The organism is Rhodococcus sp. p52, from assembly GCF_000763325.2.
In the GTDB taxonomy this organism is placed as follows: domain Bacteria; phylum Actinomycetota; class Actinomycetes; order Mycobacteriales; family Mycobacteriaceae; genus Rhodococcus; species Rhodococcus pyridinivorans.
The window spans coordinates 4,011,508-4,038,451 of record NZ_CP016819.1 but is presented as its reverse complement, the minus strand read 5'-3'; the positions used below and the strand labels follow the sequence as shown (position 1 = coordinate 4,038,451).

Annotated in this window: 29 protein-coding genes and 1 pseudogene; 14 read left to right on the top strand and 16 right to left on the bottom strand. The window is 70.6% G+C overall.

Annotated features, from left to right (window positions below; genetic code table 11):
- Window positions 1–190: 190 nt before the first annotated feature.
- Entirely contained in the window at window positions 191–832 is a 642-nt protein-coding gene (locus IM25_RS18625; protein WP_052040139.1) for a class I SAM-dependent methyltransferase, read from the top strand.
- Here the strand turns inward: IM25_RS18625 and IM25_RS18620 are convergent.
- The 7 genes from IM25_RS18620 to IM25_RS18590 form a co-directional block, all read right to left on the bottom strand.
- A complete protein-coding gene (locus IM25_RS18620) occupies window positions 786–1,685 on the bottom strand; it encodes a DMT family transporter (protein ID WP_024101095.1) in 900 nt (299 codons plus the stop codon). The genes IM25_RS18625 and IM25_RS18620 overlap by 47 nt on opposite strands.
- Before the next feature lie 4 nt (window positions 1,686–1,689).
- Complete coding sequence (gndA, locus tag IM25_RS18615; RefSeq protein ID WP_006552760.1) at window positions 1,690–3,141, bottom strand: NADP-dependent phosphogluconate dehydrogenase; 1,452 nt, start codon at window positions 3,139–3,141, stop codon at window positions 1,690–1,692.
- Window positions 3,142–3,212: 71 nt separating this feature from the next.
- Window positions 3,213–4,163: a M56 family metallopeptidase gene (locus tag IM25_RS18610; RefSeq protein ID WP_006552761.1), complete on the bottom strand. Its 951-nt coding sequence runs from the start codon at window positions 4,161–4,163 to the stop codon at window positions 3,213–3,215.
- Window positions 4,164–4,176: 13 nt separating this feature from the next.
- Entirely contained in the window at window positions 4,177–4,587 is a 411-nt protein-coding gene (locus tag IM25_RS18605; protein ID WP_006552762.1) for a BlaI/MecI/CopY family transcriptional regulator, read from the bottom strand.
- Between the two features lie 78 nt (window positions 4,588–4,665).
- Complete coding sequence (locus IM25_RS18600; protein ID WP_006552763.1) at window positions 4,666–5,538, bottom strand: ABC transporter ATP-binding protein; 873 nt, start codon at window positions 5,536–5,538, stop codon at window positions 4,666–4,668.
- The gene (locus tag IM25_RS18595) at window positions 5,535–6,671 is read right to left on the bottom strand and encodes a FecCD family ABC transporter permease (RefSeq protein WP_019289597.1); all 1,137 of its coding nucleotides are present in this window, start codon (window positions 6,669–6,671) and stop codon (window positions 5,535–5,537) included. Before IM25_RS18595 ends, IM25_RS18600 begins: the two co-directional genes overlap by 4 nt.
- Complete coding sequence (locus IM25_RS18590) at window positions 6,668–8,086, bottom strand: FecCD family ABC transporter permease (protein WP_006552765.1); 1,419 nt, start codon at window positions 8,084–8,086, stop codon at window positions 6,668–6,670. Before IM25_RS18590 ends, IM25_RS18595 begins: the two co-directional genes overlap by 4 nt.
- Window positions 8,087–8,282: 196 nt before the next feature.
- Here IM25_RS18590 and IM25_RS18585 point away from each other — a divergent pair, with 196 nt between their 5' ends.
- The 4 genes from IM25_RS18585 (at window position 8,283) to IM25_RS18570 (ending at window position 10,607) form a co-directional block, all read left to right on the top strand.
- Window positions 8,283–8,999 (top strand): hypothetical protein, encoded by a 717-nt coding sequence (locus IM25_RS18585; protein ID WP_006552766.1) that lies wholly within the window; start codon window positions 8,283–8,285, stop codon window positions 8,997–8,999.
- A 279-nt stretch (window positions 9,000–9,278) separates the two neighbouring features.
- Window positions 9,279–9,557 (top strand): hypothetical protein, encoded by a 279-nt coding sequence (locus tag IM25_RS18580; protein WP_006552767.1) that lies wholly within the window; start codon window positions 9,279–9,281, stop codon window positions 9,555–9,557.
- Window positions 9,554–10,039 (top strand): hypothetical protein, encoded by a 486-nt coding sequence (locus IM25_RS18575; RefSeq protein WP_033098305.1) that lies wholly within the window; start codon window positions 9,554–9,556, stop codon window positions 10,037–10,039. Before IM25_RS18580 ends, IM25_RS18575 begins: the two co-directional genes overlap by 4 nt.
- A 118-nt stretch (window positions 10,040–10,157) precedes the next feature.
- Window positions 10,158–10,607, top strand: coding sequence for a PaaI family thioesterase (locus tag IM25_RS18570; protein ID WP_006552769.1), 450 nt, complete (start codon window positions 10,158–10,160; stop codon window positions 10,605–10,607).
- Between the two features lie 55 nt (window positions 10,608–10,662).
- On the opposite strand, the gene IM25_RS18565 is transcribed toward IM25_RS18570, so the two are convergent.
- A complete protein-coding gene (locus IM25_RS18565) occupies window positions 10,663–12,102 on the bottom strand; it encodes an NAD(P)/FAD-dependent oxidoreductase (RefSeq protein WP_065996247.1) in 1,440 nt (479 codons plus the stop codon).
- A gap of 79 nt (window positions 12,103–12,181) precedes the next feature.
- Window positions 12,182–13,222: a tyrosine-type recombinase/integrase gene (locus IM25_RS18560; protein ID WP_006552771.1), complete on the bottom strand. Its 1,041-nt coding sequence runs from the start codon at window positions 13,220–13,222 to the stop codon at window positions 12,182–12,184.
- A gap of 154 nt (window positions 13,223–13,376) precedes the next feature.
- Here IM25_RS18560 and IM25_RS18555 point away from each other — a divergent pair, with 154 nt between their 5' ends.
- Window positions 13,377–13,601: a DUF2188 domain-containing protein gene (locus IM25_RS18555; protein WP_024101088.1), complete on the top strand. Its 225-nt coding sequence runs from the start codon at window positions 13,377–13,379 to the stop codon at window positions 13,599–13,601.
- 45 nt (window positions 13,602–13,646) lie between these two features.
- Here IM25_RS18555 and IM25_RS18550 read toward each other — a convergent pair whose 3' ends face one another.
- The gene (locus tag IM25_RS18550; RefSeq protein ID WP_019289591.1) at window positions 13,647–14,843 is read right to left on the bottom strand and encodes a Fic family protein; all 1,197 of its coding nucleotides are present in this window, start codon (window positions 14,841–14,843) and stop codon (window positions 13,647–13,649) included.
- 130 nt (window positions 14,844–14,973) lie between these two features.
- On the opposite strand from IM25_RS18550, the gene IM25_RS18545 reads away from it, so the two are divergent.
- Window positions 14,974–15,180, top strand: coding sequence for a hypothetical protein (locus IM25_RS18545; RefSeq protein WP_033098304.1), 207 nt, complete (start codon window positions 14,974–14,976; stop codon window positions 15,178–15,180).
- A gap of 72 nt (window positions 15,181–15,252) precedes the next feature.
- On the opposite strand, the gene IM25_RS18540 is transcribed toward IM25_RS18545, so the two are convergent.
- Window positions 15,253–15,996: a VIT1/CCC1 transporter family protein gene (locus tag IM25_RS18540; protein ID WP_033098303.1), complete on the bottom strand. Its 744-nt coding sequence runs from the start codon at window positions 15,994–15,996 to the stop codon at window positions 15,253–15,255.
- Window positions 15,997–16,005: 9 nt separating this feature from the next.
- Window positions 16,006–17,040 (bottom strand): NAD(P)H-binding protein, encoded by a 1,035-nt coding sequence (locus IM25_RS18535; RefSeq protein ID WP_033098302.1) that lies wholly within the window; start codon window positions 17,038–17,040, stop codon window positions 16,006–16,008.
- Window positions 17,041–17,177: 137 nt separating this feature from the next.
- Between IM25_RS18535 and IM25_RS18530 the strand changes: the two genes are divergently transcribed.
- Together IM25_RS18530 and IM25_RS18525 are read left to right on the top strand one after the other, a co-directional pair.
- The gene (locus IM25_RS18530) at window positions 17,178–17,411 is read left to right on the top strand and encodes a hypothetical protein (protein ID WP_033098301.1); all 234 of its coding nucleotides are present in this window, start codon (window positions 17,178–17,180) and stop codon (window positions 17,409–17,411) included.
- A gap of 13 nt (window positions 17,412–17,424) precedes the next feature.
- Window positions 17,425–18,309 (top strand): alpha/beta fold hydrolase, encoded by an 885-nt coding sequence (locus IM25_RS18525; RefSeq protein WP_033098300.1) that lies wholly within the window; start codon window positions 17,425–17,427, stop codon window positions 18,307–18,309.
- A 10-nt stretch (window positions 18,310–18,319) separates the two neighbouring features.
- On the opposite strand, the gene soxR is transcribed toward IM25_RS18525, so the two are convergent.
- Entirely contained in the window at window positions 18,320–18,811 is a 492-nt protein-coding gene (gene soxR, locus IM25_RS18520; RefSeq protein ID WP_033098299.1) for a redox-sensitive transcriptional activator SoxR, read from the bottom strand.
- A gap of 98 nt (window positions 18,812–18,909) precedes the next feature.
- Window positions 18,910–19,128, bottom strand: a complete 219-nt coding sequence (locus tag IM25_RS18515) for a hypothetical protein (RefSeq protein ID WP_231912079.1) — start codon at window positions 19,126–19,128, stop codon at window positions 18,910–18,912.
- 185 nt (window positions 19,129–19,313) lie between these two features.
- Here IM25_RS18515 and IM25_RS18510 point away from each other — a divergent pair.
- From IM25_RS18510 to IM25_RS18490, 5 genes and pseudogenes are all read left to right on the top strand, one after another.
- Window positions 19,314–20,694 (top strand): annotated as a pseudogene (locus tag IM25_RS18510) (MFS transporter).
- A 15-nt stretch (window positions 20,695–20,709) separates the two neighbouring features.
- Complete coding sequence (locus IM25_RS18505; protein WP_006552782.1) at window positions 20,710–21,366, top strand: response regulator transcription factor; 657 nt, start codon at window positions 20,710–20,712, stop codon at window positions 21,364–21,366.
- A 1-nt stretch (window position 21,367) separates the two neighbouring features.
- Complete coding sequence (locus IM25_RS18500; RefSeq protein ID WP_033098297.1) at window positions 21,368–22,795, top strand: sensor histidine kinase; 1,428 nt, start codon at window positions 21,368–21,370, stop codon at window positions 22,793–22,795.
- Complete coding sequence (locus IM25_RS18495; protein WP_033098296.1) at window positions 22,792–23,724, top strand: TAXI family TRAP transporter solute-binding subunit; 933 nt, start codon at window positions 22,792–22,794, stop codon at window positions 23,722–23,724. The genes IM25_RS18500 and IM25_RS18495 overlap by 4 nt, the downstream gene beginning before the upstream one ends.
- 1,106 nt (window positions 23,725–24,830) lie before the next feature.
- Complete coding sequence (locus IM25_RS18490; protein ID WP_157126970.1) at window positions 24,831–25,331, top strand: hypothetical protein; 501 nt, start codon at window positions 24,831–24,833, stop codon at window positions 25,329–25,331.
- Window positions 25,332–25,347: 16 nt separating this feature from the next.
- Here IM25_RS18490 and IM25_RS18485 read toward each other — a convergent pair whose 3' ends face one another.
- A complete protein-coding gene (locus IM25_RS18485; protein WP_024101068.1) occupies window positions 25,348–25,713 on the bottom strand; it encodes an HNH endonuclease in 366 nt (121 codons plus the stop codon).
- A 69-nt stretch (window positions 25,714–25,782) separates the two neighbouring features.
- The gene (locus tag IM25_RS18480; RefSeq protein ID WP_198162509.1) at window positions 25,783–26,853 is read right to left on the bottom strand and encodes a class I SAM-dependent methyltransferase; all 1,071 of its coding nucleotides are present in this window, start codon (window positions 26,851–26,853) and stop codon (window positions 25,783–25,785) included.
- Window positions 26,854–26,944: the final 91 nt, after the last annotated feature.

The following is a 26,944-nucleotide window of genomic DNA, read 5'->3' as shown; positions in this document are numbered from 1 at the left end:
GTGGCTGTGGGTGCCGCGGGCACCGGTGTCCTCTCGTCGGGTCCGGTCGCGGACGGTGTCTGCTTGCCGGAAGTGGTTTCGACGGGTACCGATTCTACTGAGGGTGGTTGCCGTGTGTTGCGGTGCCGGTGACGGCGCGGCGCCTACGGTGGGGATCGAGCAGGTGTCCCGGTGGAACGAAGGAGCGTGGATGAGCGGCGGCGAGGGTCCGGAACACGGTGGCGGCGAGCGGGTGCCGAGCCGGTGGGAGGAGATCGTGGCGGAGAATCCGGCGCATTCGTCGTGGTACGTCAAACGGTTCCGTGCGATGGTCGCCCAGGGGCAGGACACTGTCGGGGAGGCCCGGTTGATCGATGCGATGGTGCCGCGTGGGGCGCGGATCCTCGACGCAGGGTGCGGGCCGGGCCGGCTCGGCGGTTATCTGCATCGGGCCGGGCACAGTGTGGTCGGGGTGGATGTCGATCCGGTGCTGATCGCGGCGGCGGAGGAGGATCATCCGGGGCCGAGGTGGCTGGTGGGGGATCTGGCCGAGCTGGATCTGCCGGCCCGCGGTGTCGACGCCGATTTCGATGTGATCGTGTGCGCGGGGAATGTGATGACCTTCGTGGCGCCGTCGACCCGGGTGGCGGTGCTGCGCAATTTCGCGGCGCATCTGGCGCCGCAGGGCCGGGGGGTGATCGGTTTCGGGGCGGGCCGTGAGTATCCGTTCGAGGAGTTCTTCGCCGATGCGCAGCAGGCGGGTCTGGCGGTGCAGGTGCGGTTGTCGACCTGGGATCTGCGGCCGTTCAGCGATGACGCGGAGTTTCTGGTGGCGGTGCTGGGGCGGGCGTAGCCGCGGCGTCGGCGGGGGTGTCGGCGGCCTGGGCGCGGGAGAGCGCCACGGTGGTCACGAGCATCACGACGACGGCGGCGCTGACGAGGATCCGTCCGGGGCCGTCGGTGCGCAGGTGTTCGCCGAGCACGGTCATGCCGAGCACGATCGCGGCGAGCGGTTCGCCGACGGTCAGGGCGGGCAGCGATGCGGTGAGCGATCCGGCCTGGAAGGCACGTTGCTGCAGGTAGATCGCGGTGGCGCCGGCGGCGACGAGTGTCCAGGTCTGCCACGAGCCGAGCAGTTGCGGGATGCCGTGTTCGGCGAGGTCGGTGACGTGTTTGGTGAACGCGCTGGTCACGCCGTAGAGGACGCCGGCGGCTATCCCGAACGACAGTGCCCGCCGTCGCGGGGAGAGGAGGGCGACGACGACTGCGGCGGCGGTGACGGCGAGCACCGTTCCGAGCGGCAGCGCCCAGCGGGCGGCGGCGGCATCTCCGGTGCCTTCGCTGGGGTTGCCGGCGAGCAGGAAGATCGCCAGCGCCGCGCACAGTGCGCCGGCGAGTAGCCAGGTGGTGCGGGTGACGCGGCGGCCGGTGGTGGCGGCGGCGAGCGGCAACGCGAACAGCAGTGACGCGACGAGCAGGGGCTGGACGAGCAGCACCGATCCGAAGACGAGCGCGATGACCTGCAGTACGTAGCTGCCGCCGTCGCCGAGGATGCCCGCCCACCAGCGGGGGCTGCGCAGCAGCGAGCCGACGAAGGAGTCGGTGTCGGGCACGGCAGCGGCCGAGGTCTGTTGCGCGACACTGCCGACCGCGATGAGCGCGGCGGCGGCGAGTGCGCACAGGACGGCGACTGCCGTGCCCGTCATCGGGTCAGGCCTGCACTTCGGAGCGGTCCCCGCTCCACAGGGTGTGGAACTTGCCGGGCTTGTCGGTGCGCTCGTAGGTGTGGGCACCGAAGAAGTCGCGCTGGCCCTGGGTGAGGGCGGCGGGCAGCCGGTCGGCGCGCAGCCCGTCGTAGTAGGACAGCGACGACGCGAAGGCCGGGACGGGGATGCCGAGTTGGGTGGCGGTGACCACGACGCGCCGCCAGCTGTCGATGCCGATCTCGATGGCGTCGCGGAAGTACGGTGCGAGGATCAGGCTGGGCAGGGCCGGGTCGGCGTCGTAGGCCTCTTTGATGCGGTTGAGGAACTGGGCGCGGATGATGCAGCCGCCGCGCCAGATCGTTGCGAGCGCGGCGCGGTCGACGTTCCAGCCGTATTCGGCGCTGCCGGCGGCGATCTGGTCGAAGCCCTGCGCGTAGGCGACGATCTTCGACGCGTACAGGGCGGCGCGGATGTCCTCGGTGAACTGCGCGGCGTCGGTGGGGGCGGCGCCGAGGTTGCCGGCGGCAAGGCCGCGGGCGGCGGCGCGCTGGTCGCGGGAGCCGGACAGGGCGCGGGCGAAGACGGCTTCGGCGATGCCGGTGACGGGGACGCCGAGGTCGAGGGCGGCTTTGACGGTCCAGCGGCCGGTGCCCTTCTGTTCGGCGGCGTCGACGATGACGTCGACGAGGGGTTTGCCGGTGGCGGCGTCGGTCTGGCGCAGCACCTCGGCGGTGATCTCGATGAGGTAGGACTCGAGGGTGCCGGTGTTCCAGTCGGCGAAGACGTCGGCGATCTGCCCGGCGTCGTAGCCGAGGGCGTCGCGCAGCAGGTGGTAGGCCTCGCCGATGAGCTGCATGTCGGCGTATTCGATGCCGTTGTGAACCATCTTCACGAAGTGGCCGGCGCCGTCGGGGCCGATGTGGGTGCAGCAGGGGGTGCCGTCGACCTGGGCCGCGATGGTTTCGAGCAGCGGGCCGAGCGCCTCGTACGATTCGGCGGGGCCGCCGGGCATGATGGACGGGCCGTTGAGGGCGCCTTCCTCGCCGCCGGAGATGCCGGCGCCGACGAAGTGCAGGCCGCGGGCGCGCAGGGCGGCTTCGCGGCGGATGGTGTCGGTGTAGAGGGCGTTGCCGCCGTCGATGATGATGTCGCCGGGTTCCATCGCGTCGGCGAGCTCGTTGATGACCGCGTCGGTGGCGTCGCCTGCCTTGACCATGATCAGGACGCGGCGCGGCTTTTCGAGGGCGGCGACGAATTCGTCGATGGTTTCGGTGCGGACGAAGGTGCCGTCGCTGCCGTGCTCGGCGAGCAGCGCGTCGGTCTTGGCGATGCTGCGGTTGTGGAGGGCGACGGTGTAGCCGTGGCGGGCGAAGTTGCGGGCGATGTTCGAGCCCATCACGGCCAGTCCGGTCACGCCGATCTGGGCCTGCGGTGTTTCGGTGCGTTCGACGGTCATGGTCTACAGCTTCCCCCGAAACGGGGGCCGATCGAAATCGGGGCGGGCCGAACGGCGCGGCGTGTCGCGGCTCAGAGGCCGAGCAGCAGGGACAGTTCGGTGAGCCAGGGCACCGCCACGGCGATGGTGGGTACGACGAGGATGGCGGCGGCGGCGGTGTAGGCGGCGGCGGAAATGCCGAGGTTGGGCCCCGGTCCGGTGAGGCGCTGCACGCGCAGCACGGTGCTCGGTCCGCCGACGGCGAGGGCGCCGGTGGGCGTGTGGGCGCCGGCGCAGGCCACGAGGGCGCGGGCCAGCGGTGCGGGGCCGGTCTTGCGGACGGCGGAGTCGTCGGCGAGCAGCTCGACGAGCAGTTTGACCGAGCCGAGCGCCGAGCCGGAGCGCACGACGCGGGGGAACGCTTCGTAGACGGCGGTGAACGCCTCGAGGATGAGGTCGTGGCGGGCGCGCAGGTGGGAGTGTTCGTGGCGCAGGATCGCGCGTAGTTCGTCGTCGCCGAGGTTGTCGAGGGTGCCTTCGCTGAGCACCACCCGGTGCCGCAGCCCGGGCAGGCAGTAGGCGATGGGGTCGGCGGTGTCGAGGATCCGCACGTGCGGGTGGTGGCGGACGGCGGCGCCGCTCTCGCGGCGGTCGAGCAGGTCGACGAGCATGCGGTGGCGGGAGCGGCGGCGGCGGGTGCGTACCGCGACGCGCAGCATGGAGAAGGTCAGGCGGGCACCGATGAACACGGTCAGGGCGAAGACGATGACGTAGGTCAGCCACAGGGGCAGACCGAGGGCGTCGATCTCTTCGAGGGGCCCGGTGGTGGGTCGGCCGTCGGCGCCGGGTGCGAGGAGGCGGGCGGCGATGGCCAGGCCGCAGGAGAACGCGGAGAGCACCGCCGCCAGGGCCACGGACTGCCACAGCACGAGGGCGGCCCGGGGGTTGCGGTGCGGCCAGGTGGCGCGGGCGAGCAGCCCCGGCACCGGACCGGCGAGGAGAAGCGCTGTGGTTCCGAAGAACAGCGCCGTGGTCGCGTTCATGACATCGAGTGTGTCAGCCGGCCCGCTCGGTGTCGTGGCCGGTGCTGTCGTCGCCGTGTTGCGCTTCGAGTTTCGCCAGCGCCGCGCGCAGGGCGGCTGCTTCGTCGGCGCCGACGCGGCCGACGAAGTGGACGAGGGCGGCGGCGCGGCCGGCGGTCTCGTCGGCCTGGTCGAGGGCGTCGACCATGAGGCTGGCGACGAGTTCGTCGCGGCCGTGCACCGGCAGGTAGCGGTGGGCGCGGTCGTCGCGTTGCTGGATGACGAGGTTCTTCTTGGCGAGGCGCTGCAGGACCGTCATGACGGTGGTGTACGCGAGGTTGCGTCGAGCCGAGAGGGCTTCGTGGACCTGCCGGACGGTCTGTGGTTCGGGGGTGGACCACAGGTGGTCCATCACTGCGCGTTCGAGTTCGCCGAGTGCTGCCATGGGTCGATTCTACGGATTTCTCCGACGAATGTGCGTACTACCCCCAGTCGTAGGTTCTGACCTGCGGTGGGACCATCGTCACCTCCGGTGGGGACCTCCGGCGGCGCCGTAGACGTGGCGGGTGCCGATGGGCACGATCAGCGGCCGGTCGGACACCGGATCGTCGATGACCGAGGCGTCGAGGTCGAACACCTCGCGCAGCAGTTCCACGGAGATCACCTCCGAGGGCACCCCGGAGGCGACGACGCGGCCGTCCTTCATCACCACGAGGTGGTCGCTGTAGCGCACGGCGAGGTTCAGGTCGTGCAGCACCATCACCACGGTGCGACCGAGTTCGCTGTGCAGCCGGTCGACGAGGTCGAGGACCTCCACCGAGTGCGCCAGGTCGAGATAGGTGGTCGGTTCGTCGAGCAGCAGGATGTCGGTGCCCTGTGCGAGCGCCATGGAGATCCAGGCGCGTTGCCGTTGCCCGCCGGACAGTTCGTCGATGGGCCGGTCGGCGAGGTCGGCGATGCCGGTACGTTCGAGGGCGATGGCGACCTCGTCCTCGTCGTCGGAGGACCACTGCCGGAACCACGACTGGTGCGGGTGCCGGCCGCGGGAGACCAGATCGGCGACGGTGAGCCCTTCGGGCGCGACGGGGGCCTGCGGCAGCATGCCGAGCACCCGGGCGACCTCGCGGGTGCGCATGGTGGTGATGTCGTGCCCGTCGAGCAGCACGGTGCCGGTGCGGGGCTTGAGCAGCCGGCTCAGCGCGCGCAGCAGGGTGGATTTGCCGCAGCCGTTAGGGCCGATGACGGTGGTGACGACCCCGGTGGGGATGGACAGGTCCAGGTCGTCGACGATGAGCCGTTCGCCGTAGCCGAGGCTGATGTGCTCGGCGACCAGTCGCGGCGCCGCGTGCTCGATCGGGCCGGGGGCCGGGACGGCAGGCAGATGGGTGTCGGTCATCGGGAGACCTTTCGGTTGGAACGCACCAGCAGGTACAGCAGGAAGGGGCCGCCGAGTGCGGAGGTGACCAGGCCGACGGGCAGCGGCACCGGCAGGATGGTGCGGGCGATGAGGTCGGCGGCGACGACGAACAGCGCCCCGGTCAGGGCGGAGGCGATGATCGGGCTGCCCGCCGAGCCGACGAGGCGCAGGGCGATCTGCGGGGCGGCGAGGGCGACGAAGCCGATGGGGCCGGCGGCGGCGGTGGCGACGGCGGCGAGCGCGCACGCCGCGACGAGCAGCAGCGCCTGCTGGGTCTGCAGCTTCACGCCGAGGGAGCGGGCGGTGTCGTCGCCGAGGCGCAGCGCCCCGACGGTGAAGGAGGCGGTCGCGGCCCAGCCGCCGACGAGCAGCAGCGCGATCGCGGCGGGCACCACCTGACTCCAGGAGACACCGTTGAGCGAGCCGGTCAGCCACACCTGGGCGCGGCTGACGTCGTTGATGTCGGCGGAGACGAGCATCCACTGGGTCAGGGCGATGAGCATGGCGTTGATGCCGATGCCGATGAGCACGAGCCGGAAGCCGTCGGCGCCGCGCCGCCAGGCCAGCAGATAGATGACCGTGGCGGTGAGCAGCGCGCCGAGCAGCGCCGACATCGGCAATCCGAGGGTGGCGAGCAGTCCGACGATGGAACCGCCGCTGGTGACGACGATCAGGGCCACGGCGGCAGCGGAGGCGCCGGCGGTGATGCCGAGGATGTCGGGGCTGGCCAGGGCGTTGCGGGACACCGATTGGGTGATGGCGCCGGAGACCGCGAGGGCGGCGCCGACGACCACGGCGGCGATCCCGCGCGGCAGGCGCAGGTCGAAGACGATGAACCGGTCGAGGCGTTCCCCGCCGCCGAGGAGCACCTCGACGACCTGCAGGGGGCTGAGCGGGTAGTCGCCGCGGCCGAGGGAGATCGACAGCAGCACCGCGGTGGCGACGACGATCAGCGCGCACACGATGACCATGCGGGCACGCCAGACGACGGAGACGGAGCCGAGCCGGAAGGCGGGCCGGCCCGGGACGCGGGTGGAGACCTGCGCGGGTGAGCGGCGCTTGTCCGTCGTCGGCTCGTTCGTGTCGAGGGACGGGGTGGGGGTGTCGTTCACAAGGCCACCAGCTTCCGGCGACGGACGAGGGCGATGAAGAAGGGGGCGCCGATGAGGGCGAGCACGATGCCGACCTGCAGTTCGCCGGGGCGCACCACGATGCGGCCGACGACGTCGGCGAGGACGAGCAGTGCCCCGCCGAGCAGCCCGGCATAGGGCACGAGCCAGCGGTAGTCGGGGCCGGTGACCGCGCGGGCGATGTGCGGGACGATCAATCCGACGAAGGCGATGGGTCCGCAGGCGGCGGTGGCGGCGCCGGTGAGCACGGTGATCGCGGCGATGCCGATCACCCGGGTGGTGACGACGTTGGTGCCGAGCGAGCGGGCGACGTCCTCGCCGAGGCTGAGCAGGTTCAGGGCCGGGGTGGAGGCGAGCGCGACGAGCAGTCCGACGACGATGAACGGCAACACCTGCCAGAAGACGTCCATGCCGCGGCCGGCGACGGAGCCGACCACCCAGAAGCGGTAGCCGTCGAGGCTGGTCTGGTCGAGCAGCACGATGGTCTGGATCATCGCCTGCAGGAAGAACGCCACCGCCGCGCCCGCCAACGCGAGACTGAGCGGACTCGAGCCGCCGTTGCCGATGGACGCGAATCCGAACACCACGATGCTGGCGAGCGCGGACCCGGCGAAGGCGAACCACAGATACTGCGCCGGGGTGGAGAGCCCGAACAGGTAGATCGACAGCACCACCAGGAAGGCGGCGCCGGCGTTGATGCCGAGCAGACCGGCGTCGGCGAGCGGGTTGCGGGTGTGCCCCTGGATCAGTGCGCCGGCGACGCCGAGCGCGGTGCCGACCAGCAGCGCGAGCAGGGTGCGGGGGATGCGCAGCGAATGCACGATCACGTCGGTTTCGGAGCCGTCGTTGACGACGAGGGCGTGGAAGACCTCCGCGAAGGTCATCGGGCGGGCGCCGACGGCGATGCTGGCGAGCGCGCCGAGCACCAGCAGTACGAGCAGCGCGGCCAGGCCGAGCAGGCGCCGGCGGCGCAGGGCGGCGACGTTGCCGTCGGTGGGGCGCGGGGTGAACTCGTCGTGGCGGGCGTGGCGTTCGGTGACGATCTCGGTGCCGCGGCGCAGCAGGGCACGGCGGGTGCCGGCCGGTCCGGTGGTGGCGCGGTCGCGCAGCACGAGCCCGGTCCACTGCAGGCCCAGACTTTGGCCGGTGCGGCCGGCGCGGTAGCCGTGGTTCCACCACAGCAGTCCGGCGGCGGCGGCCAGGGCGGCGCCGCCGAAGACGATGCGGTCGGTCTGGCCGCCGCCGTTGGCGTCGGCGAGGGTGTCGACGACGAGGGCGCCGATGAGCAGGGGGATGGCGAGGAGCGCGAGGTCGCACAGGACGGCGGCGATCCGGCGTCCCGGGCGGGGCGGGGCGGTCGGGTCGGCGTCCGGTGGGGCGTGGGGGGTGACGGTCACGGGCGCGGGGTGCTCCTCGGGAAGGCGGTGGTGCGGTTCGGGTCGTCGCGGATCGTGGGGAACGCGAAGGCCTTCGGAGTTAGGTTACGGAATCCTATGTGCCGACGGGAGTAGGGGATGGGGTTGCGCACACCACCCCCGGATGCAATGGTTAGGCTTACCTAATCAAGATTCACCGTCGATCAGGAGGTGTCGGATGACGACGCTGCTGCTGCCGCCCACGGCGGCACCCGTCCGCCCGTTCGAGGACACGCGCGCTCGGCTGCGCGCACTCGCTGCGGGAGCCCCGCGCGTGTATGCGGTGGCCTGTATCGACGAAGAACCCCGCCGCCGCTGGTGGTTCCTCGGCGGCGGTGAACGCCAGCAGCGCATCGAGGCGCTCTACGACCGTGCCCTGCTCGACACCGAGGACCCGCGCATCGCCGTCGAGCAGGTCGCCGGCGCCCTCATCCACGCCGTGGTCGGCCGCGTCCTCGCCCCCTACGCCCTCGAGGGCCGCGTCTGGGATCCGGGTCTGGACAATCTGTGGCTGCACCAGGACAGCGACGGCTGCATCGACTGGGCCGGTCTCGCCGACGACACCCTGCGGGTGCTGCCCGAGGACCGCGCCGTCGGGGAACGCGACGTGGTGGTGCTGCCGTGCGAGCAGGCGATGGCGGTGTGGACCGCGCACCGCGCCGCGACCGCTCTCGATGCCGTCCATCTCGCGCTGCGGTCCCTCGTCCCGCTCGACCGGAACCGCTTCTGGGCGATCGTCGGGCGCACCGTCGTCACCGGCGCCGCCCAGCTACCCGTGCTCGGTGGTGCCTCCCGCCGTACCGCCGCGCGCCGCGGTCAGGCATTGCTCGACGCCTTCGTCGCCGCCGGCTATCCCGTCCGAGGCCTTGCCGGATTAGGGCAGCCTTCCCTATAATCGAATCCGTTCCGACTGCCGGACCGCAGCGGAGTCCTGAGGGCTGCAGTGACTCCCGGTCCCTTCCCGCGGCGGGCCTCACATCCATGTGGGGCCCGCCGTCGTGTGTCCGGAGCACCCCGCGCCCGGCGTGCACGGCAATTCGGTCATGGACGACGCCGGTGCCCGCTTCACACGACGCCGGAGCGAACTCGGCCCCGACGCCACCCCCCGTGAGGCGATCCGCGCGGTCCTGACGGAACTGCTGCCCTCGACGAGCAACGACGCGAGGAGACCCCGGTGCTCGGCGCGTTCGGATGGTCCGCGATCACCGGCGGGGGCATCACCGCCGAGGACACCTTCGCGGCGCCGCGCGCCCTGGCGACCATCGTCGCCGACCAACTCCGGCGGACACGCACCGGCGAGGACGCCGGTGATCCGGAAGCGGGCGCCGATCTCGTCGTCATGGCAGCGGGGGGACTGGCGCAGGGCATGCTGCAGGGATACTCGACCTCACGGACGCCGCTCGACCTCGTCGAGCATCTTCTCGACCGTGTCCTGGGAAGCACCGAGAGATGACCACCCTGTGGATGATCGAAGACCTCGAACCGTGGCCCGACCCGCCTGCTCCCGGCCAGGTGTGTGAACCGACCACCTCCTGGATCACACCGGGCGCGAGCGACTGCATCCGCGAACTCGCGCGGCACGTGCCCGCCCGGGTCGAGCAGGTCACCGTCGACGATCGGGTCGAGCTGCTCGCCCATCTCGGTCACGGCTTCACCACCGTGCTGCCACCGCAGCTCGACACCCTCGGCGACGTCGTGCTCACGGGGCATCTGGTGTGGGACCGCTATCTGTGGATGCTGTACCGCATCCGACCGCACGGGCGCGCCCGGGTCGCCGAACGGCATCCGGTGATCCAACGAACCAGGAGGATTCCGACCGCGGACGCGGGTTGGTACGGCGTCGAGTACGAGGGCCCGCGGACCGTGCACCGGTTCGGGCCGATCCCCGACGGCCACTCGATCGTCGCCTACGCGCTGCTGGTGACCCTGCAGTGACCACCCCGCTTGCCACGGTCGGAGGTGGGCCGGCCGAAAACCGCCATGTCCTACCATCGTTCGACGGCCACCTGTCCCGGCGGCCGGTCGAGACCACGCACGAACAAGGGAAGCCCGTATGAGCGACCAGTCCACCTCCGCCCCGGCCCAGCACGACGTGCAGGCGATCAACGCCGTCAACGACACCGGCTTCAACACTGCCCTCGGCCTCGAGTTCGTCGAACTCGGCCCCGATCTCGCGCGAGCCCGGTGGACGATCACCCCCACGCAGCACCAGCCCTACGGCATCGTGCACGGCGGGGTGTACTGCGCGGTGATCGAGACCGTCGCCAGCGTCGCCGGCGCCAACTGGTTGGGGGACAAGGGCAACGTCGTCGGGGTCAACAACAACACCGACTTCCTCCGCGCCACCCGCGAAGGGGTCCTCACCGCGACCGGCACCCCGGTCCACCGCGGCCGCACCCAGCAGGTGTGGCGGGTGGAGATCGTCGACGAGCAGGACCGTCTCGTCGCGCAGGGACAGGTGCGCCTGGCGAACATCACGAACGCGGACCGCATCGGGCACTGACCCTGTAGCCGGGCGGCTCCGGCCGGGACACCGCGCCCGGCCGGAGCGCCGACGGTCAGCCCGCAGCCTGCGTCCCGCCGCGGCCCTGCCCGGCCGGCGCCTGTGCGGAGCGGTCCCCGTCCTTCGTCGCGCTCTCGCCGTTCTGCGAGTCGCCGTCGGGTTCGTCCGCGCGCATGTGCTCGAGCGCGATCCGCGCGAACACCTGCTGCTCGGTCGCGGCCATCTCGTTGCGGCCGGTGGAGAAGAACGCCTGCGCCCACGACAACAGCGTCGACAGCTTCGACGAGAACCCCACCAGATACAGCAGGTGGATGAACAACCACGCCACCCAGCCGAGGAACCCGCTGATCTCGAGTTTGCCGACCTTCGCGACCGCACTGAACCGCGAGATGGTCGCCATGCTGCCCTTGTCGAAATACTTGAACGGTTCCCGATGGGTCGGGTCGGCGCCGTCGAGGGAGGCGATGATCTGCCGGGCCGCGTACTTGCCGCCCTGCATCGCCACCTGCGCCAGACCGGGCAGCTTGTTCAGCGACATCATGTCGCCGATGACGAACACGTTCGGATGCCCCGGCAATGTCAGATCCGGCAGCACCTCCACCCGCCCCGCCCGGTCGACCTGCGCCCCGGACTGCTCGGCGAGCTGCTTGCCGAGCGGACTGGCCGACACGCCCGCCGACCACACCTTGCACTGCGACTCGATGCGCCGCTGCGAACCGTCCTTCTCCTTGACGACGAGACCGTCGGCGTCGACATCGGTGACCATCGCGCCGAGCTGGATCTCCACCCCGAGCCGCTCGAGGGTGTTACGGGCCTTGCGGCTGAGTTTGCCGCCGTAGACCGGCAACACATCGGAGGCGCCGTCGAGCAGCACCACCCGCGCCTCGGTCGGATCGATGTTGCGGAAGGTGCCCTTGAGGGTGCGGCGTGAGAGCTCGGCGATCTGCCCGGCCAGCTCCACCCCGGTCGGACCGGCACCGACCACCACGAAGGTCAGCAACCGGGCGCGTTCGTCGTGATCGTGGGACAGTTCGGCCTGCTCGAACGCCCCGAGGATCCGGCCGCGCAGCTCGAGGGCGTCGTCGATGGTCTTCATGCCCGGCGCGAACTCGGCGAACTGGTCGTTGCCGAAGTAGGACTGGCCGGCGCCGGCGGCGACGATGAGACTGTCGAAGGGCGTGGTGGTGTAGCGCTCGAGGAACCGGGAGGTCACCGTCCGGTTCTCCAGGTCGATCCTCTCGACGTCCCCGAGCAGCACCTGCGCGTTCTTCTGTTTGCGCAGCACCATGCGGGTCGCGGGGGCGATGTCGCCGACCGACAGGATGCCCGTGGCCACCTGGTACAGCAACGGCTGGAACAAGTGATGGGTGGTGCGCGCCACGAGCGTGACGTCCACATCGGCACGAGCCAGGGCCTGGGTCCCGAACAGCCCACCGAAACCGGATCCGATCACGACCACACGATGACGGCGGGGGTCGGTCTGCTCGACGCTCATGGATGCTCCTTCACGTTGCCGGATGGATCTTGTCCCCAGTCTTGCAGTTGCCGCGCCCGCCCACAGCGCAACCGACGAGCTAGCCCGGCCCGTCGCCGAGCGACCCGAGCAGCCCGTAGACGGGGTTGTGCCGGGCGGCGTGCCGCACCGCATCGTTGGTCGCCGAGGTGTACACCTGCACGGTCTGCAACGACCGGTGCCCGAGCAGCTGCTGCAACTCGACCATCGTTGCGCCGCTGTCGGCCAGGCTCGTCGCGAAGGTGTGCCGCAGCGCGTGGGCGAGCGCACCGCGTTTGCGTTCGGACTCGATACCCGCGCGGCGGTAGATGCGCCGCACCCGGTACTGCAGGGTGCCGCGGGTGATGCGTTTGCCGTCCGCGCCGACGAACAGCGGGTCGGCCGGGTCGTGCCGCTCCCACACGGGCAACTCGTCGCGGTCGCGGGTGCGGCGCCGCGCGGCGGGGAAGCGGGCGTAGCGTTCCTCGAGATAGGCGGTGACGATCGCCGTCCAGCTGTCTTCGAGGGGGATCTCCCGTTCGATCGCGCCCTTGCCGAGCACCCGCAGCACCGGTGCCCGGCAGCCACCGAGGATGCTGCCCACATCGAGCCGGATCAACTCGTCGGAGCGGATCCCGGTGAGCAGCAGGGTCGCGATGAGCGCGAGATCGCGTTGCGGCCAGTCCCGCGCCGACTCCGCGGGGCGTTGCGCCTCCACGGTGACGGTGTCGACGAGTTGGTTGATCGCGGTGGGGGAGAACGCCTTCGGGGTGTGCTGTGGTTTCTTGGGCTGCGCGATCGAAGCCATCGGGTTGCCTTCCGACACCCCTTCGGAGACGAGGAAGTTGCAGAAGTTGTTCCACACCGACCAGGCGCGGCGCACCGACGCCGGCTGCCGCTCGGCGGCGAACGCCGCGAACGCCGACCGCAGCCCGCGTACCGTCACGTCCCCGAGCGTCAACGCGTCCTGCGGCACGGCGGCAGTCGCCGCGAGATGCGCGCGCACCGCGTGCAGGTCGAGCCGGTAGGCCTTGATGGTGTGCGGAGACCGTTTCGCGGTCTGCAAGGTCTCCAGATACGACCCGATCCAGTCCGACAATCCCGGCTCGGTCGCGCTGCCCACCACGATGCCCCTCCCGTGAAGATCCGCTCGTACAGATGTGCGAGTCCAGTGTGACAGCAGGGACCGACGGGACAGCAGAGACCGCGTCCGGATTCGGGGAGACCGGCGCCGGGTACGCGATGGACAACCGACCGTTCGTGGAGAGGAGCACCCCATGCCCGCAGGCGATGTCGAGACGTTCCACCAGGACGGATCCTGGCACAACCGCATCGAGGGCTCGAGCGACCTGCTCGGCACCTATCCCACCCGCGAGGAGGCCGTCGCCGCCGGCCGCGACGAGGCGCGCCGCCGCAAGGTCGAACACCTTGTCCACAACCTCGACGGGACGATCGGCGAACGCAACACCTACGGTCACGACCCGCGCGACATCCCGGGCTGATCGACCCCGAACCGACCGTCGCCGGGGCGATCGATACCGAGGAGGTCAGTCGCGGCGGCGTTTGGCGCGCGCGGCGAACTCGTCGAGCACCCGCACCACATCCTTGGCCTGCCAGATGCGATTGCGGCGCCCCTCGGTGATCTGCGTGAGGATCCCCGCGTCCACCAGCCGATCGATGGCGATCTGCGCGTTGGCGCCGGTCACCGACAAGGCCGCGGCGGCCGACCGGTTGTCGATCACCGGCTGGCGCAGCAGTACGTCCGAGAGCCGGTGCACTGCCGAATCCCGCCGCGCCGTCACCCGGGACCGCCACAGCTCGCGTACCGCCTCGAGATCGGCGACGAGCGTGCGGCCGTTGGCGACCGCCGCGAACGACGCGTCGACGATCGAGTGCACGATCGGCCCGATGTCCCCGGCGCGGTAGGCGCCGAGCGCATCGAAGTACTCCCCGGTGTTGTGCAACAGGCCCGCCGAGACCGGCACGGCGACACTGCGGGTGAGCTGCCCGCCGCGCAACATCGCCTGGATCAGCGCGCGACCCACCCGGCCGTTGCCGTCCGGGAACGGGTGGATGGTCTCGAACTGGGCGTGCGCGACCGCGATCTGCGCGACCACCGGCAGATCCACCCGGTGGGCGAAGGCCACCAGATCGTCGATCAGCTCGGGCACCCGCGCGTGGTGCGGGGGCACGAACTGCGCGGTGTGCGGGCCCAGGCTGCCCCCGCCGATCCACACCTGCTGGGTGCGCCACCGTCCCGCGATGGTCGGATCGTCGTACTCGAGCAGCGCGTGGTGCATCCGCAGGATCGCGGCGGCGTCGATCGCATCGGACAGCTCGAGCGCCGCGCGCATCGCCCGCACGTTGCCGACGATCAGGCGAGCGTTGCGGGAGGCGTGTTCGCCGAGTTCGGCGAGCGCGATCTGCCGCGCCCCGCTGGAGAGGTTCTCGATCTCCGAACTCGACGCGCTCTCGGTGCGCAGCAGGATGGAGGCGAACGGGGCGGTGATATGCCCGACCTCGACATCGAAGCGGGTCAGTTCCGTCGCGGCTTCCTCGGTGAGGGCCTGCAGTTCGCCGTCGAGCGGGAGGGGCCGGTGGGCGATGAGCGGGGGGACCGCGGCGCGGTAGGGGCCGGTGGTCAGGCGTTTCTCCCGCCGCGAGCCGTAGGCATCGCTGCTCACCCACGGGTGCTGTTCGTAGGTGACCGCGGGCCAGCCGGGCGCGACGTCAACCGATGCCATCCCCGGAACATACCATCGGATAGTCGATTATCCGATGGTATGGATCGGGGGTGGGTTCGGATCCGGCCGTTGTGCACGGCCGGAACCGGAGGTTTGGGCCACAGGTGGTTCGGACGTAGGGTGCTGGGCCATGGCATTACCGACCTTCGACATCGACACGCCCATGGCCTATCACGTTGCGCAGCACAACATCCTGCAGAGACTCGATGCCGGCGACGACGCCGGGACGGTGCGGGAGGAATGGCGGCAGGCCATCGAGCGCATCATCGACAACCATCTCGCCGGCCACGACGCGCTGAGCTTCGTGACCGCTCCCGCGCTCGGCCCGGTCGACTGACGCACCGCTCGGTACACCCCGCCCCGCGGACCGGCACGGGCCGCGGAGCGGGGACGCCGGGCTTGCGCACCGCTACACGACGGTGTCGAACAACTGGCCGACCCCGTAGGTCACCACCATCGCGAGCGCACCACCGAACACCACCCGCACCACCGCCCGGCCCCGCCGGGCGCGGCCGAGCCACGCACTGATCGATCCCGTCGCCGCCAGCGCACACAACACCGCCACGAACGTCACCGGGATACGCACCGTGTCGGGCGCCGCGACCACCATCAGCAGCGGCACCAGCGCCCCCAGGGTGAACGACACGGCCGACGACAACGCCGCCACCCACGGATTCGCGAGTTCGGTCGGGTCGATCCCCAACTCCACTTCGGCGTGCGCGGCCAGCGGGTCCCGCGCCGTCAACTCCTCCGCCGCGGCACGCGCCGTGACCGCCGACAATCCCTTCCCCTCGAGCAGGGCGGCGAGTTCGGCGAGTTCGGCCTCCGGCATGGCGGCGAGTTCGCGACGTTCCGTGTACAGCGCCGCGCGCTCGGTGTCGCGTTGGGCGCTCACCGACACGTATTCGCCCAGCGCCATCGACACCGCCCCCGCGGCCAGCCCGGCCGCACCGGCGGTGAGGATCGCCGACTCGTTCGCCGTCGCGGCCGCGACACCGACGACCAGTCCCGCGGTCGAGACGATGCCGTCGTTCGCGCCGAGCACACCCGCCCGCAGCCAGTTGAGTTTGCTCGCCAACCCGGCGGTGTGCGGTTCGCGGTCCTCGTGCGGCCTGCGGGAATCGTTCGGGGACGACGGATCCGGACGTGACATGTCATGAAGCTACACCGGCGGTCGGCGGCGCGGTGGGATACCCACGGCGGAGTATCGGCGCGCCTCCGCGGCGGCGACCGCCCATTCCGGATCCCCGGGCAGCGCACCCATCGGGTCCCGCTGCGCGCACGGCACACTCACATCGGCGGGCAGCACTGCGCGCTGCAGCGCCTGCACGATCCCCACCGGCCGATGAGCGGCCGGGACCAGGCGGCCGATCCACCGACGATCGCGGGCCGTCATGTCGTGTCGCAGGCTCTCCATCAGCGCCGCCACGGTTCCCGACGGCACCTCCGTCAGCCACGAGCCGATCCGGCCGATCACCGCGCCCGGCAATCCGGCGACGGTGACCTGGGCGCGCGGCATGCCCGTGATCTGCCCGTAGAGGCGGAGCAACTCGGGATAGCGCAGCGACTGCCCGCACCCCACGTCGAACGAGTCCGTGGGGGTGTCGGCGACGGCCGCCCCGAGCACCGCGGCGACCAGGTCGACGACCGCGATCGGCTCGACCCGCGAGTCCATCCAGTCGGGTACCACGGTGACGGGTAGGCGCCCCGCGAGTTGGCCGAGCACCTCGAAGCTCGTCGACCCGGAGCCGAGCACCACCCCGGCCCGCAACGTGATGACCGTCCGGTGGGAGCGGGACAGTTCCTGCTCGACCTCCCAGCGGGAGAGCAGATGCTCGGACAGCGCGTCCGGCGCACAGTCGGGGACGAACCCGGAGACGTAGACGACACGCGTCACCTGCGAGGCATCGACCGCGTGCCGGACGGTGCGGGCCGCTGCCAGGTCGAGGTCCCGGAAGTGCGCCGAGCGCATCCCGTGCACGAGATAGACCACGACGTCGACATCGTCGAGCGCGGATGGGAGAGTGTGCGCGTCGGTGACGTCCACTCGCGTGGTCTCGACCTGGTCGTGCCACCAGCAGCCTCGCAGGGACGCGGGGTTCCGGGCGGCGGCGCGCACGGGGCAGCCGATAGCGAGGAAGGCGGGGACGACCCGGCTGCCGACGTAGCCGGATGCACCGATCACGAGAACTCTCATGCGCTGTCCCGTCCCTTGTCGCCTTCGGGAGGATGCACCGTGTAGGACGGCGGTGAAACATCGGGACCGGTTCCCGCCACAAAAATAGTGTTACCGTTGGTCACAAATACAGTGGCCGGTATCGAAGGAGGCCTCCCATGTCGATGCTGCGCGACAGCCCACTCCGACATCGGATCCTGTTCGTCCTCGCCGTCCCCCTCGGCGCCGGACTGCTGTCCGCCCTCGGACATCTCGTCCAGCGCCGCCACGGCCGGCCCACCTCCGTCTCCGAATCCCTCTTCGCCATCGCCAGCAGCCTGCGCCGCCGCACACTGTTCACCCGGCCCACCGGCGACCACCCACCGGCCCCCGAGACGCCAGGACAACCATGACCACAGGACGACCATGACCACCCACACCGTCACCAACGGGCCCGTCCGACTCCACGTCGTCGAAGAAGGCAACCCGCACGGACCGACCCTCGTCCTCGTCCACGGCTGGCCCGACACCCACGCCCTGTGGGACCGCGTCGCACCCCTGCTCGCCGACGACTTCCGCATCCTGCGCTACGACAACCGCGGCGCCGGCGCCTCCACCGTCCCCCGCGAGGTGGCGCACTACCGGCTCGAACACCTCGCCGCCGACCTGCACGCCGTCATCGACGCCCTCGCCCCGAACGACCCCGTCCACCTGCTCGGCCACGACTGGGGCGCCGTGCTGTGCTGGGAAGCGGTATGCGAACCCGACGCCGGCGAGCGCATCGCCTCCTACACCTCGATCTCCGGTCCCAACCTCGACCACCTCGGCCTGTGGATGCGCCGCCGCCTCCGGCACAAACGCCCACTCGGCCCCGCCGAACAGGCCCTCGCCTCCGCCTACACCCTCGCCTTCCAGATCCCCGGCCTGCCGAATCCGGTGCTGCGCGGCCCGCTCGCCCGCCACTGGCCGGCCTTCGTCGGATTCTTCGACCGCACCGACCCCGCCGCGATCGCCCCCGTCGCCCCGACCCTCGCCGACGACATGGTGCACGGACTGTCCCTGTACCGGGCGAACATCCGCACGCGGCTCGCCCGACCCCGCGAGCGGCACACCGACGTCCCGGTCCAGCTGATCCAGAACCTGCGCGACCGAGCCGTACGCCCCGTCGGCTACGAGGACACCTCCCGCTGGGTCACCGACCTGCGCATCCACCCACTCGACGCCGGGCACTGGTCGCCGCGCTCCCACCCCCGCAACATCGCCGACGCCACCGCCCGATTCGTGCAGCAGATCGAAGCCGCGCGCACCTGACCGCATGACCTCAGCCGGACGACTCCGCGCGCGGCGCCGACTCCACCGGCGCATCGTCGTCGTGCACCGATAGCCGCCGCGGACCCGGACCCTGCTGCCCGAGCACGTCACCGGGATTCGCGAGCGGACACGACGCCAAACTCAGGCACCCGCAGCCGATGCAATCGGTGAAACTGTCGCGCAACGCGGTGAGATCCTCGATGCGGCGGGTCAGCCGGTCGTGCCACGCCCGCGACAGTCGCGCCCAGTCCTCCGTCGTCGGCACACGACTGTCCGGCAACGAATCGAACGCATCCTTGATCTCCTCCAGGGACACCCCCACACCCTGCGCGACCTTGATGAACGCCACCTTGCGCAGCGTGTCGCGACGATAACGCCGCTGATTGCCCGAGGTGCGGCGACTGGTGATCAGACCACGCGACTCGTAGTAGTGCAGCGCCGAGACCGCCACCCCGGAACGGTCCGCCAACTGCCCGGGTGTCAGCCATATCGCAGGGTTCATCGGCCCCCTCCTCGCCCCGCAGACATCGTGATCGAGTTGTGCTGCACAGTACCGGCCACCGAAGACACCGGGCACCCGGGTCGCGTGAGCGCCCGGGGTCAGAACGACGGCGGCCCGAACTCGGCAGCGACCTCCGGCGCATCCATCCGCAACATGTCGTACGCGGTGTGCGCCAGCGTCCGCACCGACTTCGGGTACGGCCGCTCGAACCGCTCGCAGACCCGCGCCGTCGCCAACGCCGCCTCGAACCGCCACTTACGGGAACCGCTCACGAACGTCCGGGCCTGGAACAGATAACTCGATGCGGGGATCGTCACGTCGACCACCGTAGAACCTCCGACCGGCACAGCGGGGGAGCGGCACCCCGCGCGCCACGCCGATCCCACCCGTCCCGACCACATTCCTAAGGGAGTGTTAGGAACCGCCACAGACCCTTCCGCAACCACTGTGACCCGAACCACTGTGGGGAGCGCACAGATCCACGCAGCGAAAGGAGTCCCGGGTGAGCACCACCTCGACGGGCGAACGCCGAGTCATCGGCAACGTGTTGAAAGGCTCGGTCGGCAACCTGATCGAGTGGTACGACTGGTACGTCTACGCCGCGTTCAGCGTCTACTTCGCGAAGGAATTCTTCCCCGAAGGCGACCCCACCGCCCAACTGCTGTCCACCGCAGCGATCTTCGCCGTGGGATTCCTCATGCGACCGATCGGCGGCTGGATCATGGGCCGCTACGCCGACCGGCGCGGACGGCGCTCGGCGCTGACCCTGTCGGTCACCGTCATGGCCGTCGGCTCCCTCATCATCGCCGTCACCCCGGACTACGCGACCATCGGACTCGCCGCACCCCTTCTTCTCGTCCTCGCCCGCATGATGCAGGGACTGTCCGTCGGTGGTGAATACGCCACCAGCGCCACCTATCTCGCCGAGGTCGCCTCACCCGGACGCCGCGGGTTCTACTCGAGCTTCCAGTACGTCACCCTCGTCGCCGGACAGCTCATCGCCCTCGGCGTCCAGATCGTCCTGCAGCTCACCCTCTCCGCCGAGGCCATGCAGGCGTGGGGCTGGCGCATCCCGTTCGTCATCGGCGCCGTCGCCGCCGTCGCCGTGATGTGGCTGCGCCGCACCATGGACGAATCCGAAGCGTTCACCGAGGAAGTCGCGGCCAAGAGCGCCACCGACCGGCCGGAGAGCACGCCCGAGCAGGGCGGCATCCGGATGCTGCTGCAGTACCCCCGCGAATGCCTACTGGTGTGCGCGCTGACCCTCGGCGGCTGCGTGGCGTTCTACACCTACACCACCTACATGCAGAAATACATGATCAACACCTCCGGCATCTCCAAGGACACCGTCGCCTGGATCAACTTCGCCGCCCTGCTGGTGTTCATCGTCCTGCAACCCATCGGCGGGGCCCTGTCGGACCGCATCGGCCGCCGCAAACTGCTCATCTTCTTCGGGGTCGGCGGCACCGTGCTCACCGTCCCGTTGATGACGATCCTCGGCAGCACCACGAACCCGCTGATCGCGTTCGGGTTGATGATGCTCGGCCTGACCGTCGTCACCGGCTACACCTCGGTCAACGCCATCGTGAAGACCGAACTGTTCCCCACCAAGGTCCGCGCGCTCGGCGTCGGCCTGCCCTACGCTGACCCTGGCGATCTTCGGCGGCACCGTCGAAACCGTCGCACTCGCGCTCAAGCGCGCCGGCCACGAATCGCTATTCTTCTACTACGTGACCGGCTGCATCGCCGTCTCGCTCGTCGTGTACTTCTTCATGCGGGAGACCTCCGACGGCTCACCCCTGGACCGCACGAGCACCGACCGCACGAGCACCCACACCGACACCCCCGACGAGCACGCCGACCTGGCCACCTCGCGACACTGACCGAAAGGGACCCACGTGCAGATCGCGGTGGTCGAGGACGACGACGGCGTCGGCGACGCCCTCGTCGAAGCCCTCACCTCCCACGGCCACCGGCCGATCCGCATGCGGCGCGGCGCCGACCTGCTCCTCGGACACCGCGACCTCGACGTCGTCATCCTCGACCTCGGCCTGCCCGACGCCGACGGCCTGCAGGTGCTCCGGCAACTGCGGGCCGTCAACGACGTCCCCGTCGTGATCCTCACCGCGCGCGGCGACGAACGCTCGGTGGTACGCGGCCTGCGCGGCGGCGCCGACGACTACCTCGTCAAACCGGCCCGCCTGGCCGAACTGCTCGCCCGCGTGGACGTCGTCACCCAACGGCGCCGCGCGCTGTCCGAGTCCTCCCGCATCGTCCGCGCCGGCGACGTCGTCGTCGACCTCGACGCCCGCGAAGTCGAGGTGGGCGGCGAACCGGTCACCCTCACCCCGAAGGAATTCGACCTGCTCGCCGTCCTCGTCGCCCGCCCCGGCGCCGCGGTCAGCCGCCAACAACTCATGGACGCCGTGTGGGGCGACGCCTATGTGGCGATCTCCCGGTCGCTCGACGTGCACATGACCGGGCTGCGCGCCAAACTCGCCCGCCCCGGACTCATCTCCACCATCCGCGGCTACGGCTACCGGTGGGGCGGCTGACATGCAGCGACGCGTCCTGGCGGTGCTGCTCGTCTTCGCGACCGTCGCCGTCGTCGCCTTCGCCGTCCCGCTCGCCCTCGCCACCAGCGCCGGCCGCACCGCCGTCCTGGGAGCGAACCGGGAAGCCGACGCCCACCACTTCGCCACCCTCGCCGTCCAGACGCGCGCCCCCGGCAGCACCGCCCTGCTCGACGAGGAGGTCACCCGCTACGACCGGCTCTACGACGAGGGCGTGCTCATCGTCGACGCGCGCGGCGCACCCCGCGCGAGCGCGGGCCTGACCCCGACCGACCCCGGTGTGCCGGAGGCGATCACCGCCGGTCTGCGCAACCAGAAACAGGGCATCGGCGGTCCGCTGACCCCGTGGTCCCCGCACCGGGTACTGCTCGCCGTGCCGGTGGGTACCGGCGCCCAGGTCGAAGGAGCCGTCGTCGTCGACGTGTCCACCGACGCCGCCCGCCACGACATCCGCACCTCGTGGCTGCTCATCGTCACCGGCGCAGCGGCGGCGCTCGTGCTCGTCACCATCCTCGCGACCGCCCTGTCACGGTGGACGGTCCGCCCGCTCACCGCGCTCACCGCGCGGGTCGCGGCGCTCACCGACAGCGTCCCGGCGCTGCATCCACGCTCCCGGACCGGGGACACCACCACCTCGGTCCGGCATCACGGCCCCCCGGAGGTCCGGGAACTCACGCAGGCCTTCGACACCATGTCCGAGGCGGTCCGCACGTCCACCCGCGCCCAGAGACAGCTCATCGCCGACACCGCGCACCAACTCCGGAACCCGCTCGCCGCCCTGCACATCCGACTCGACTCCCTCGAACCGCACGTCGGCGCCACCGGCGTGGAGACCTATCGGCGCACGGCCGTCGAAGTCGACCGGCTCGGCGGCATCCTCGACGGCCTGCTCGCCCTCGCCACCGCCGAATCACCTACCGATATCACCGAGACGGACGGGCACGACGGGTGCGATGTCGGCGCCGTCGTCGCCGACCGCGCGGATGCCTGGTCCGAGGCCCTGGCCGAGGCCGGTATGACCGTCAGCGTGGACGAACCGTCCGGGCAGCGCCTGCAGGCCGGCTTCTCCGCCGACCATCTCGCTCAGGTGCTCGATGTGCTGCTCAGCAACGCGAGCAAGTACGCCCGCGCGGCCACCGGGGTCCGCATCACCACCCGACACCACGACGGGACCATCCGGATCCGCGTCGAGGACGACGGCGCCGGAGTCGCACCCAATGAGCTCGGCGCCCTCACCTCCCGGTTCTTCCGCGGGTCCCGAGCCGACGGGCCCGGCACCGGCCTCGGGCTGTCCATCGCGGTCGCGCTCGTCGAGACCGGCGGCGGCACCCTCGACCTCGCCGCCGCCGACCCGCACGGACTGGCCGTCACCCTGACCCTGCCCGCCGACTCCCGCGCGGAGGCATCATGATCACCCGCCGCGATCTCCTGCGGTCCGTCGCGCTGCTGGCGGTGGGCGGAGCCGCCGCCGGCTGCACGCGCACCGGAGAGCGTGAGGAACTGATCCTGGCGGCAGGGGAGGAGGGTGGGTTCTTCTGGGAGTTCGCCGAACTCACCGCGGCCGCCGCCGACCGGGCGGGCCTGCCCATCGCGATAGTGCCGGAACACACCCCGGGGTCGGTCACCAATCTCGCCGCGCTGACGGCGGGGAATGCGGAGCTGGCGTTGACCCTCACCGATGTCGCGGTGCGTGCCCACGACGAGGGCGCGCGGTTCACGGCGATCGGACGGGTCTACGAGAACTACATGCAGTTGGCCGTGCGTGCGGACTCACCGATCCGGAAGATCGCCCAGTTGCGGGGCGCACGGATCAGCCTCGGCGCTCCCGGATCGGGTGCCGAATTCACCGGCGAACGCATCCTCGCCGTCGCCGGGCTCGCCGAGCCGGGAGCCGTCACCCGGGTGCACCTGTCGATGGCCGACGCCGGTCGCGCGCTGGTGGACGGCGAGATCGACGCGGTGCTGTGGGCGGGTGGTGTTCCTACCCCGTCGTTCGCGAACCTGGGCGTGCCGTTGCGGCTGATCGATCTGTCCGTGCTCCTCGAACCGCTGCGGGCCCGATTCGGTCCGCGATACGAACCGGTGCTCATCCAGCCCGGCACCTACGGGCAGCCGGACGCCGTCGCCACTATCGGGTTGGGCAACCTGCTGCTCGCCGGGGCATCGGTGTCGAACGAGGCCGCCGCCGCACTGGTGGATCTGCTCGTCGACCATGCCTCCGAACTCGTGCCGGCCCAGGCCACCGGCAGTCAGTTCCTCGACCGGCAGTCGCTGATCGTCACGGCCGATGTCCCGCTGCATCCGGGAGCGGTGGCCGCGTACCGGCGTCATCACGGCTGACGAGACGGGCGGACAGGGGAGAAGGGGCCCTGAATCGTGCCGACCCAGGCACATAGTGGGGTGGAAGGCATGCGCTGGTGTCGGTGGGATGCGGTGCGGAGATCGGGCTCGCCCTCGAGGTTCGAGGAGATCGGGACCGGATCGGCTGTGCAGGGGACATGCGCGGGGCACAATGGAACCGTTCACCTCTGTGTGCGTGAAATTCGTTGGCAGCCAACACGATTCATGGATAACGGTGATTATCCATCAAATGTGGAAGAGGCGAGAAGGGGCGATCGGTGGTCGCAGCACCCCGGGGGACGGGATGATCCCGCGCCACCAACATGCGCATCGTCCGCGCGATCTGCGGCGCGCAACGCGCACGCGAGACGACCACACGGTGCTGCCGCAACGCCGCATCGGTGAACCGTGGGTCGGTGCAGTGTGCGCGTCGCTGCGGCATGGCACCCGATGCATGAGCAGCCGAACGCGCGTCGAGCGGATCGGCGGCTCGATCCGGCACGGGCGCCGGCAGGCCGGTCGCAGTCCGGAGGTGAGCCGGACTCGAGCCAGAGGCGGTGGGGCCCATCGCATCGATCCGGGGCGAACCAGGGATCTCCGAACGCCTCGGACGCCCTGCCGCACCTGTCCGGAGGAGGTCCGGTTCCACTCTAGTTAACATAATGTAGATTATCGGCAATTTGGATATGGGCGGTGACCTGGGGTTCGGCGCTGATAATCCCGATGCCGCCGAGTGACGTCCCTGATCCGCAGATTCGAGCCGTCGTCGCACGCACTGCATCGCGTCGTGCGACGTGCCGTCCGGCGCGCGTTGTTCCCTCCGCCTCGTGCGACGTGCGAACCGCGCCGCACGACGCGCTCCCGGCGCTCGAGCTTGCCGCGCATTCGCCGTGCCTGGACCGGTCCGCCGCCTGGTGTCGGTTCGCCGCCTCGGACGCCCGATACGACCTTCCGGGCCCGCCACCCTCGCCCCCTGCCTGTCCGCCCAGCCGTCGTGAAAACGTCACAGTGACGTTTTCACGTGGTCTAGCGGGTCCCGCTGTGGACACCTATCTGCGTCGATATCATCGGCGCGGCAGTGACAACGCGATCCGGGAAGGTCGACCGTGACGCAACCACGGCTCCTGCGTTCCTGGGTGGTCTTCGCGATCAACACCGTCCCGTTCTATCTCTGGGGTGCACTCACCGACGGTGAATTCGACATCACCGGTGCGCGTCTGCCGGTCAGTGCGTTGATGTTCGTCTGCCCGGCACTTGCGGCCCTCGCCGCCGGCGGCGGGCGCGAGTCGGCCCGGCGGCGCATGTGCACGCTGCCGCGCGCGCTGTGGCTGATCGTCGCACTGTTTGTATCAGCTGCGCTGGTGCTGGTCGCATCCATCGTGGTCGCCGGTACCGGTCCGTCCGGCATCTCGGTCTCCCTCGTGGCGGTCGTCGGTGCGTATTTCGTTGCGGCGGTGTGCGAGGAACTCGGGTGGACGGTGGACGCTCCTGGCGGCGAGCGGGACCTGCTCGCCTGTCGCGTCCGCGGTGGCCGTCGGGGTCGAGGGTGCGGACTCCCCTCCTCTGCCTCGGACGATAAACCCAGAAACGTCACAGTGACGTATTAATCTCGCCTCCCGTGCATTATGACGCTCGCCGCAACCGCCGCAACTGCGCGGACAGATAATCCCGGGCACGGCGATGACCACCGACCCGGACGAGTTCGTCGGCGAGCTCCTCGAGCAGCCGTGACAGCAGCTCCTCGTCGGGTGACCAGCCCTCGCGCTGCCGGCACCGGTCGAGCCATTCGACCGGCGCGATGTGTCCGCGGTCGGCGTTGCAGCGTCGGCACGCGGCGACCTCGTTGGCGGTGATGCTCGGCCCGCCCTTCAGGCGCGGCACCAGATGATCGGTGGTCGGGGTGATCAGCCGCCCGAACTCCCGTCCACACCACAGGCACCGCCCGTCCTGACGGTCCAGGGCGAGCGAGAGTCGGGTGACTCGGTCCATCCTCCGATCGTCGCCTATCGGCGCCGTCGTAGTCGCCGATGAGTCCGATCCGGTGTCCCGGAGACTGTTTCAGGGGCGTGCTTCGAGGACGAGGTTGAAGGGTGTTTCGGTGGCGCGGCGGAAGGTGCCGAATCCGGCTTCGGCCGCGACATCGGCGAGCCGTCGCTCCCCGGCCTGCGCGCCGAGCCCGAGCGCGACCGGCTGGTCGAGGGACGACGGGGTGCACAGCACTGTCGATGCGGCGTAGTACATCCGGCCGACCGGGTTGAGGTTCTCGGGCAGGCTGTCGCGGGCGAACGGTTCGACGAGCATCACCGCGCCGTCGTCGGCGAGCGCGCCGCGCGCGTACCGCAGTGCGCCGACGGGATCGCCCATGTCGTGCAGGCAGTCGAAGTAGCAGATCAGGTCGTAGTCGGATCCGGGGAAGTCGGTCGCCGAGGCGACGGTGAAGGTGGCGTTGTCGACGCCGTCCTCCGCGGCCAGTTCCGTCGCCCGCGCGATGGACGCGTCGTGGTAGTCGAAGCCGCGGATGGTGGACTGCGGGAACGCCTGCGCGAGCAGGGTCGTGGAGACACCGTGGCCGCAGCCGATGTCCGCGACGGTGGCGCCGGCGCGCAGTGTGTCGACGACCCCGTCGAGGGCGGGCAGCCACACGTCGACGAGGTTGGCGCGGTAGCCGGGGCGGAAGAACTGTTCGGTGCCGACGAACAGTTCGGGATCGTGTTCGTGCCAGCCGAAACCTTCGCCGTTGCGGATGCGTTCGGCGATGCGGCTGCGGTCCTTGTACACGGAGCCGATCAGGTGGAAGCCGCCGGCCAGATAGACGGGGCTGTCCTCGCGGGCGAGGGTCATGGCGTGTTCCGGTGCCAGACTGAACGTTCCGGCGTCGGGATCGTAGGTGAGATAGCCGCTGGCGGTCTCGGCGGAGAGCCATTCGCGCAGATAGCGTTCGCGGATGCCGGTGCGGTCGGCGAGTTGTTCGCTGCTGACCGGGCCGGCTTCGTCGAGCGTGCGCCACAGTCCGAGTTCGGCGCCGATGAGCACCAGTGCGCCGTTCATGGCCGCACCCATGTCGACGACGAGTTGTCCGAGGGTCTGCTCGAGTCGTGCTTGGTCGGGTTCGTGCATCTCCGTGGTCATCACGCACCTCCTGGCGATGGGAGTACTCGCTCACGGTAGGTCGCGTGGCCGGTTCCGCGGCGACGGCTCGGGTTCGATCGGGTGTCGATCC

Coding starts and splice junctions, on each gene's coding strand:
- IM25_RS18625 (WP_052040139.1), top strand. CDS start 191: ATGAGCGGCGGCGAGGGTCCGGAACACGGTGGCGGCGAGCGGGTGCCG.
- IM25_RS18620 (WP_024101095.1), bottom strand. CDS start 1,685: ATGACGGGCACGGCAGTCGCCGTCCTGTGCGCACTCGCCGCCGCCGCG.
- gndA (WP_006552760.1), bottom strand. CDS start 3,141: ATGACCGTCGAACGCACCGAAACACCGCAGGCCCAGATCGGCGTGACC.
- IM25_RS18610 (WP_006552761.1), bottom strand. CDS start 4,163: ATGAACGCGACCACGGCGCTGTTCTTCGGAACCACAGCGCTTCTCCTC.
- IM25_RS18605 (WP_006552762.1), bottom strand. CDS start 4,587: ATGGCAGCACTCGGCGAACTCGAACGCGCAGTGATGGACCACCTGTGG.
- IM25_RS18600 (WP_006552763.1), bottom strand. CDS start 5,538: ATGACCGACACCCATCTGCCTGCCGTCCCGGCCCCCGGCCCGATCGAG.
- IM25_RS18585 (WP_006552766.1), top strand. CDS start 8,283: ATGACGACGCTGCTGCTGCCGCCCACGGCGGCACCCGTCCGCCCGTTC.
- IM25_RS18575 (WP_033098305.1), top strand. CDS start 9,554: ATGACCACCCTGTGGATGATCGAAGACCTCGAACCGTGGCCCGACCCG.
- IM25_RS18570 (WP_006552769.1), top strand. CDS start 10,158: ATGAGCGACCAGTCCACCTCCGCCCCGGCCCAGCACGACGTGCAGGCG.
- IM25_RS18565 (WP_065996247.1), bottom strand. CDS start 12,102: ATGAGCGTCGAGCAGACCGACCCCCGCCGTCATCGTGTGGTCGTGATC.
- IM25_RS18555 (WP_024101088.1), top strand. CDS start 13,377: ATGCCCGCAGGCGATGTCGAGACGTTCCACCAGGACGGATCCTGGCAC.
- IM25_RS18550 (WP_019289591.1), bottom strand. CDS start 14,843: ATGGCATCGGTTGACGTCGCGCCCGGCTGGCCCGCGGTCACCTACGAA.
- IM25_RS18545 (WP_033098304.1), top strand. CDS start 14,974: ATGGCATTACCGACCTTCGACATCGACACGCCCATGGCCTATCACGTT.
- IM25_RS18540 (WP_033098303.1), bottom strand. CDS start 15,996: ATGTCACGTCCGGATCCGTCGTCCCCGAACGATTCCCGCAGGCCGCAC.
- IM25_RS18535 (WP_033098302.1), bottom strand. CDS start 17,040: ATGAGAGTTCTCGTGATCGGTGCATCCGGCTACGTCGGCAGCCGGGTC.
- IM25_RS18530 (WP_033098301.1), top strand. CDS start 17,178: ATGTCGATGCTGCGCGACAGCCCACTCCGACATCGGATCCTGTTCGTC.
- IM25_RS18525 (WP_033098300.1), top strand. CDS start 17,425: ATGACCACCCACACCGTCACCAACGGGCCCGTCCGACTCCACGTCGTC.
- soxR (WP_033098299.1), bottom strand. CDS start 18,811: ATGAACCCTGCGATATGGCTGACACCCGGGCAGTTGGCGGACCGTTCC.
- IM25_RS18500 (WP_033098297.1), top strand. CDS start 21,368: ATGCAGCGACGCGTCCTGGCGGTGCTGCTCGTCTTCGCGACCGTCGCC.
- IM25_RS18495 (WP_033098296.1), top strand. CDS start 22,792: ATGATCACCCGCCGCGATCTCCTGCGGTCCGTCGCGCTGCTGGCGGTG.
- IM25_RS18485 (WP_024101068.1), bottom strand. CDS start 25,713: ATGGACCGAGTCACCCGACTCTCGCTCGCCCTGGACCGTCAGGACGGG.
- IM25_RS18480 (WP_198162509.1), bottom strand. CDS start 26,853: ATGACCACGGAGATGCACGAACCCGACCAAGCACGACTCGAGCAGACC.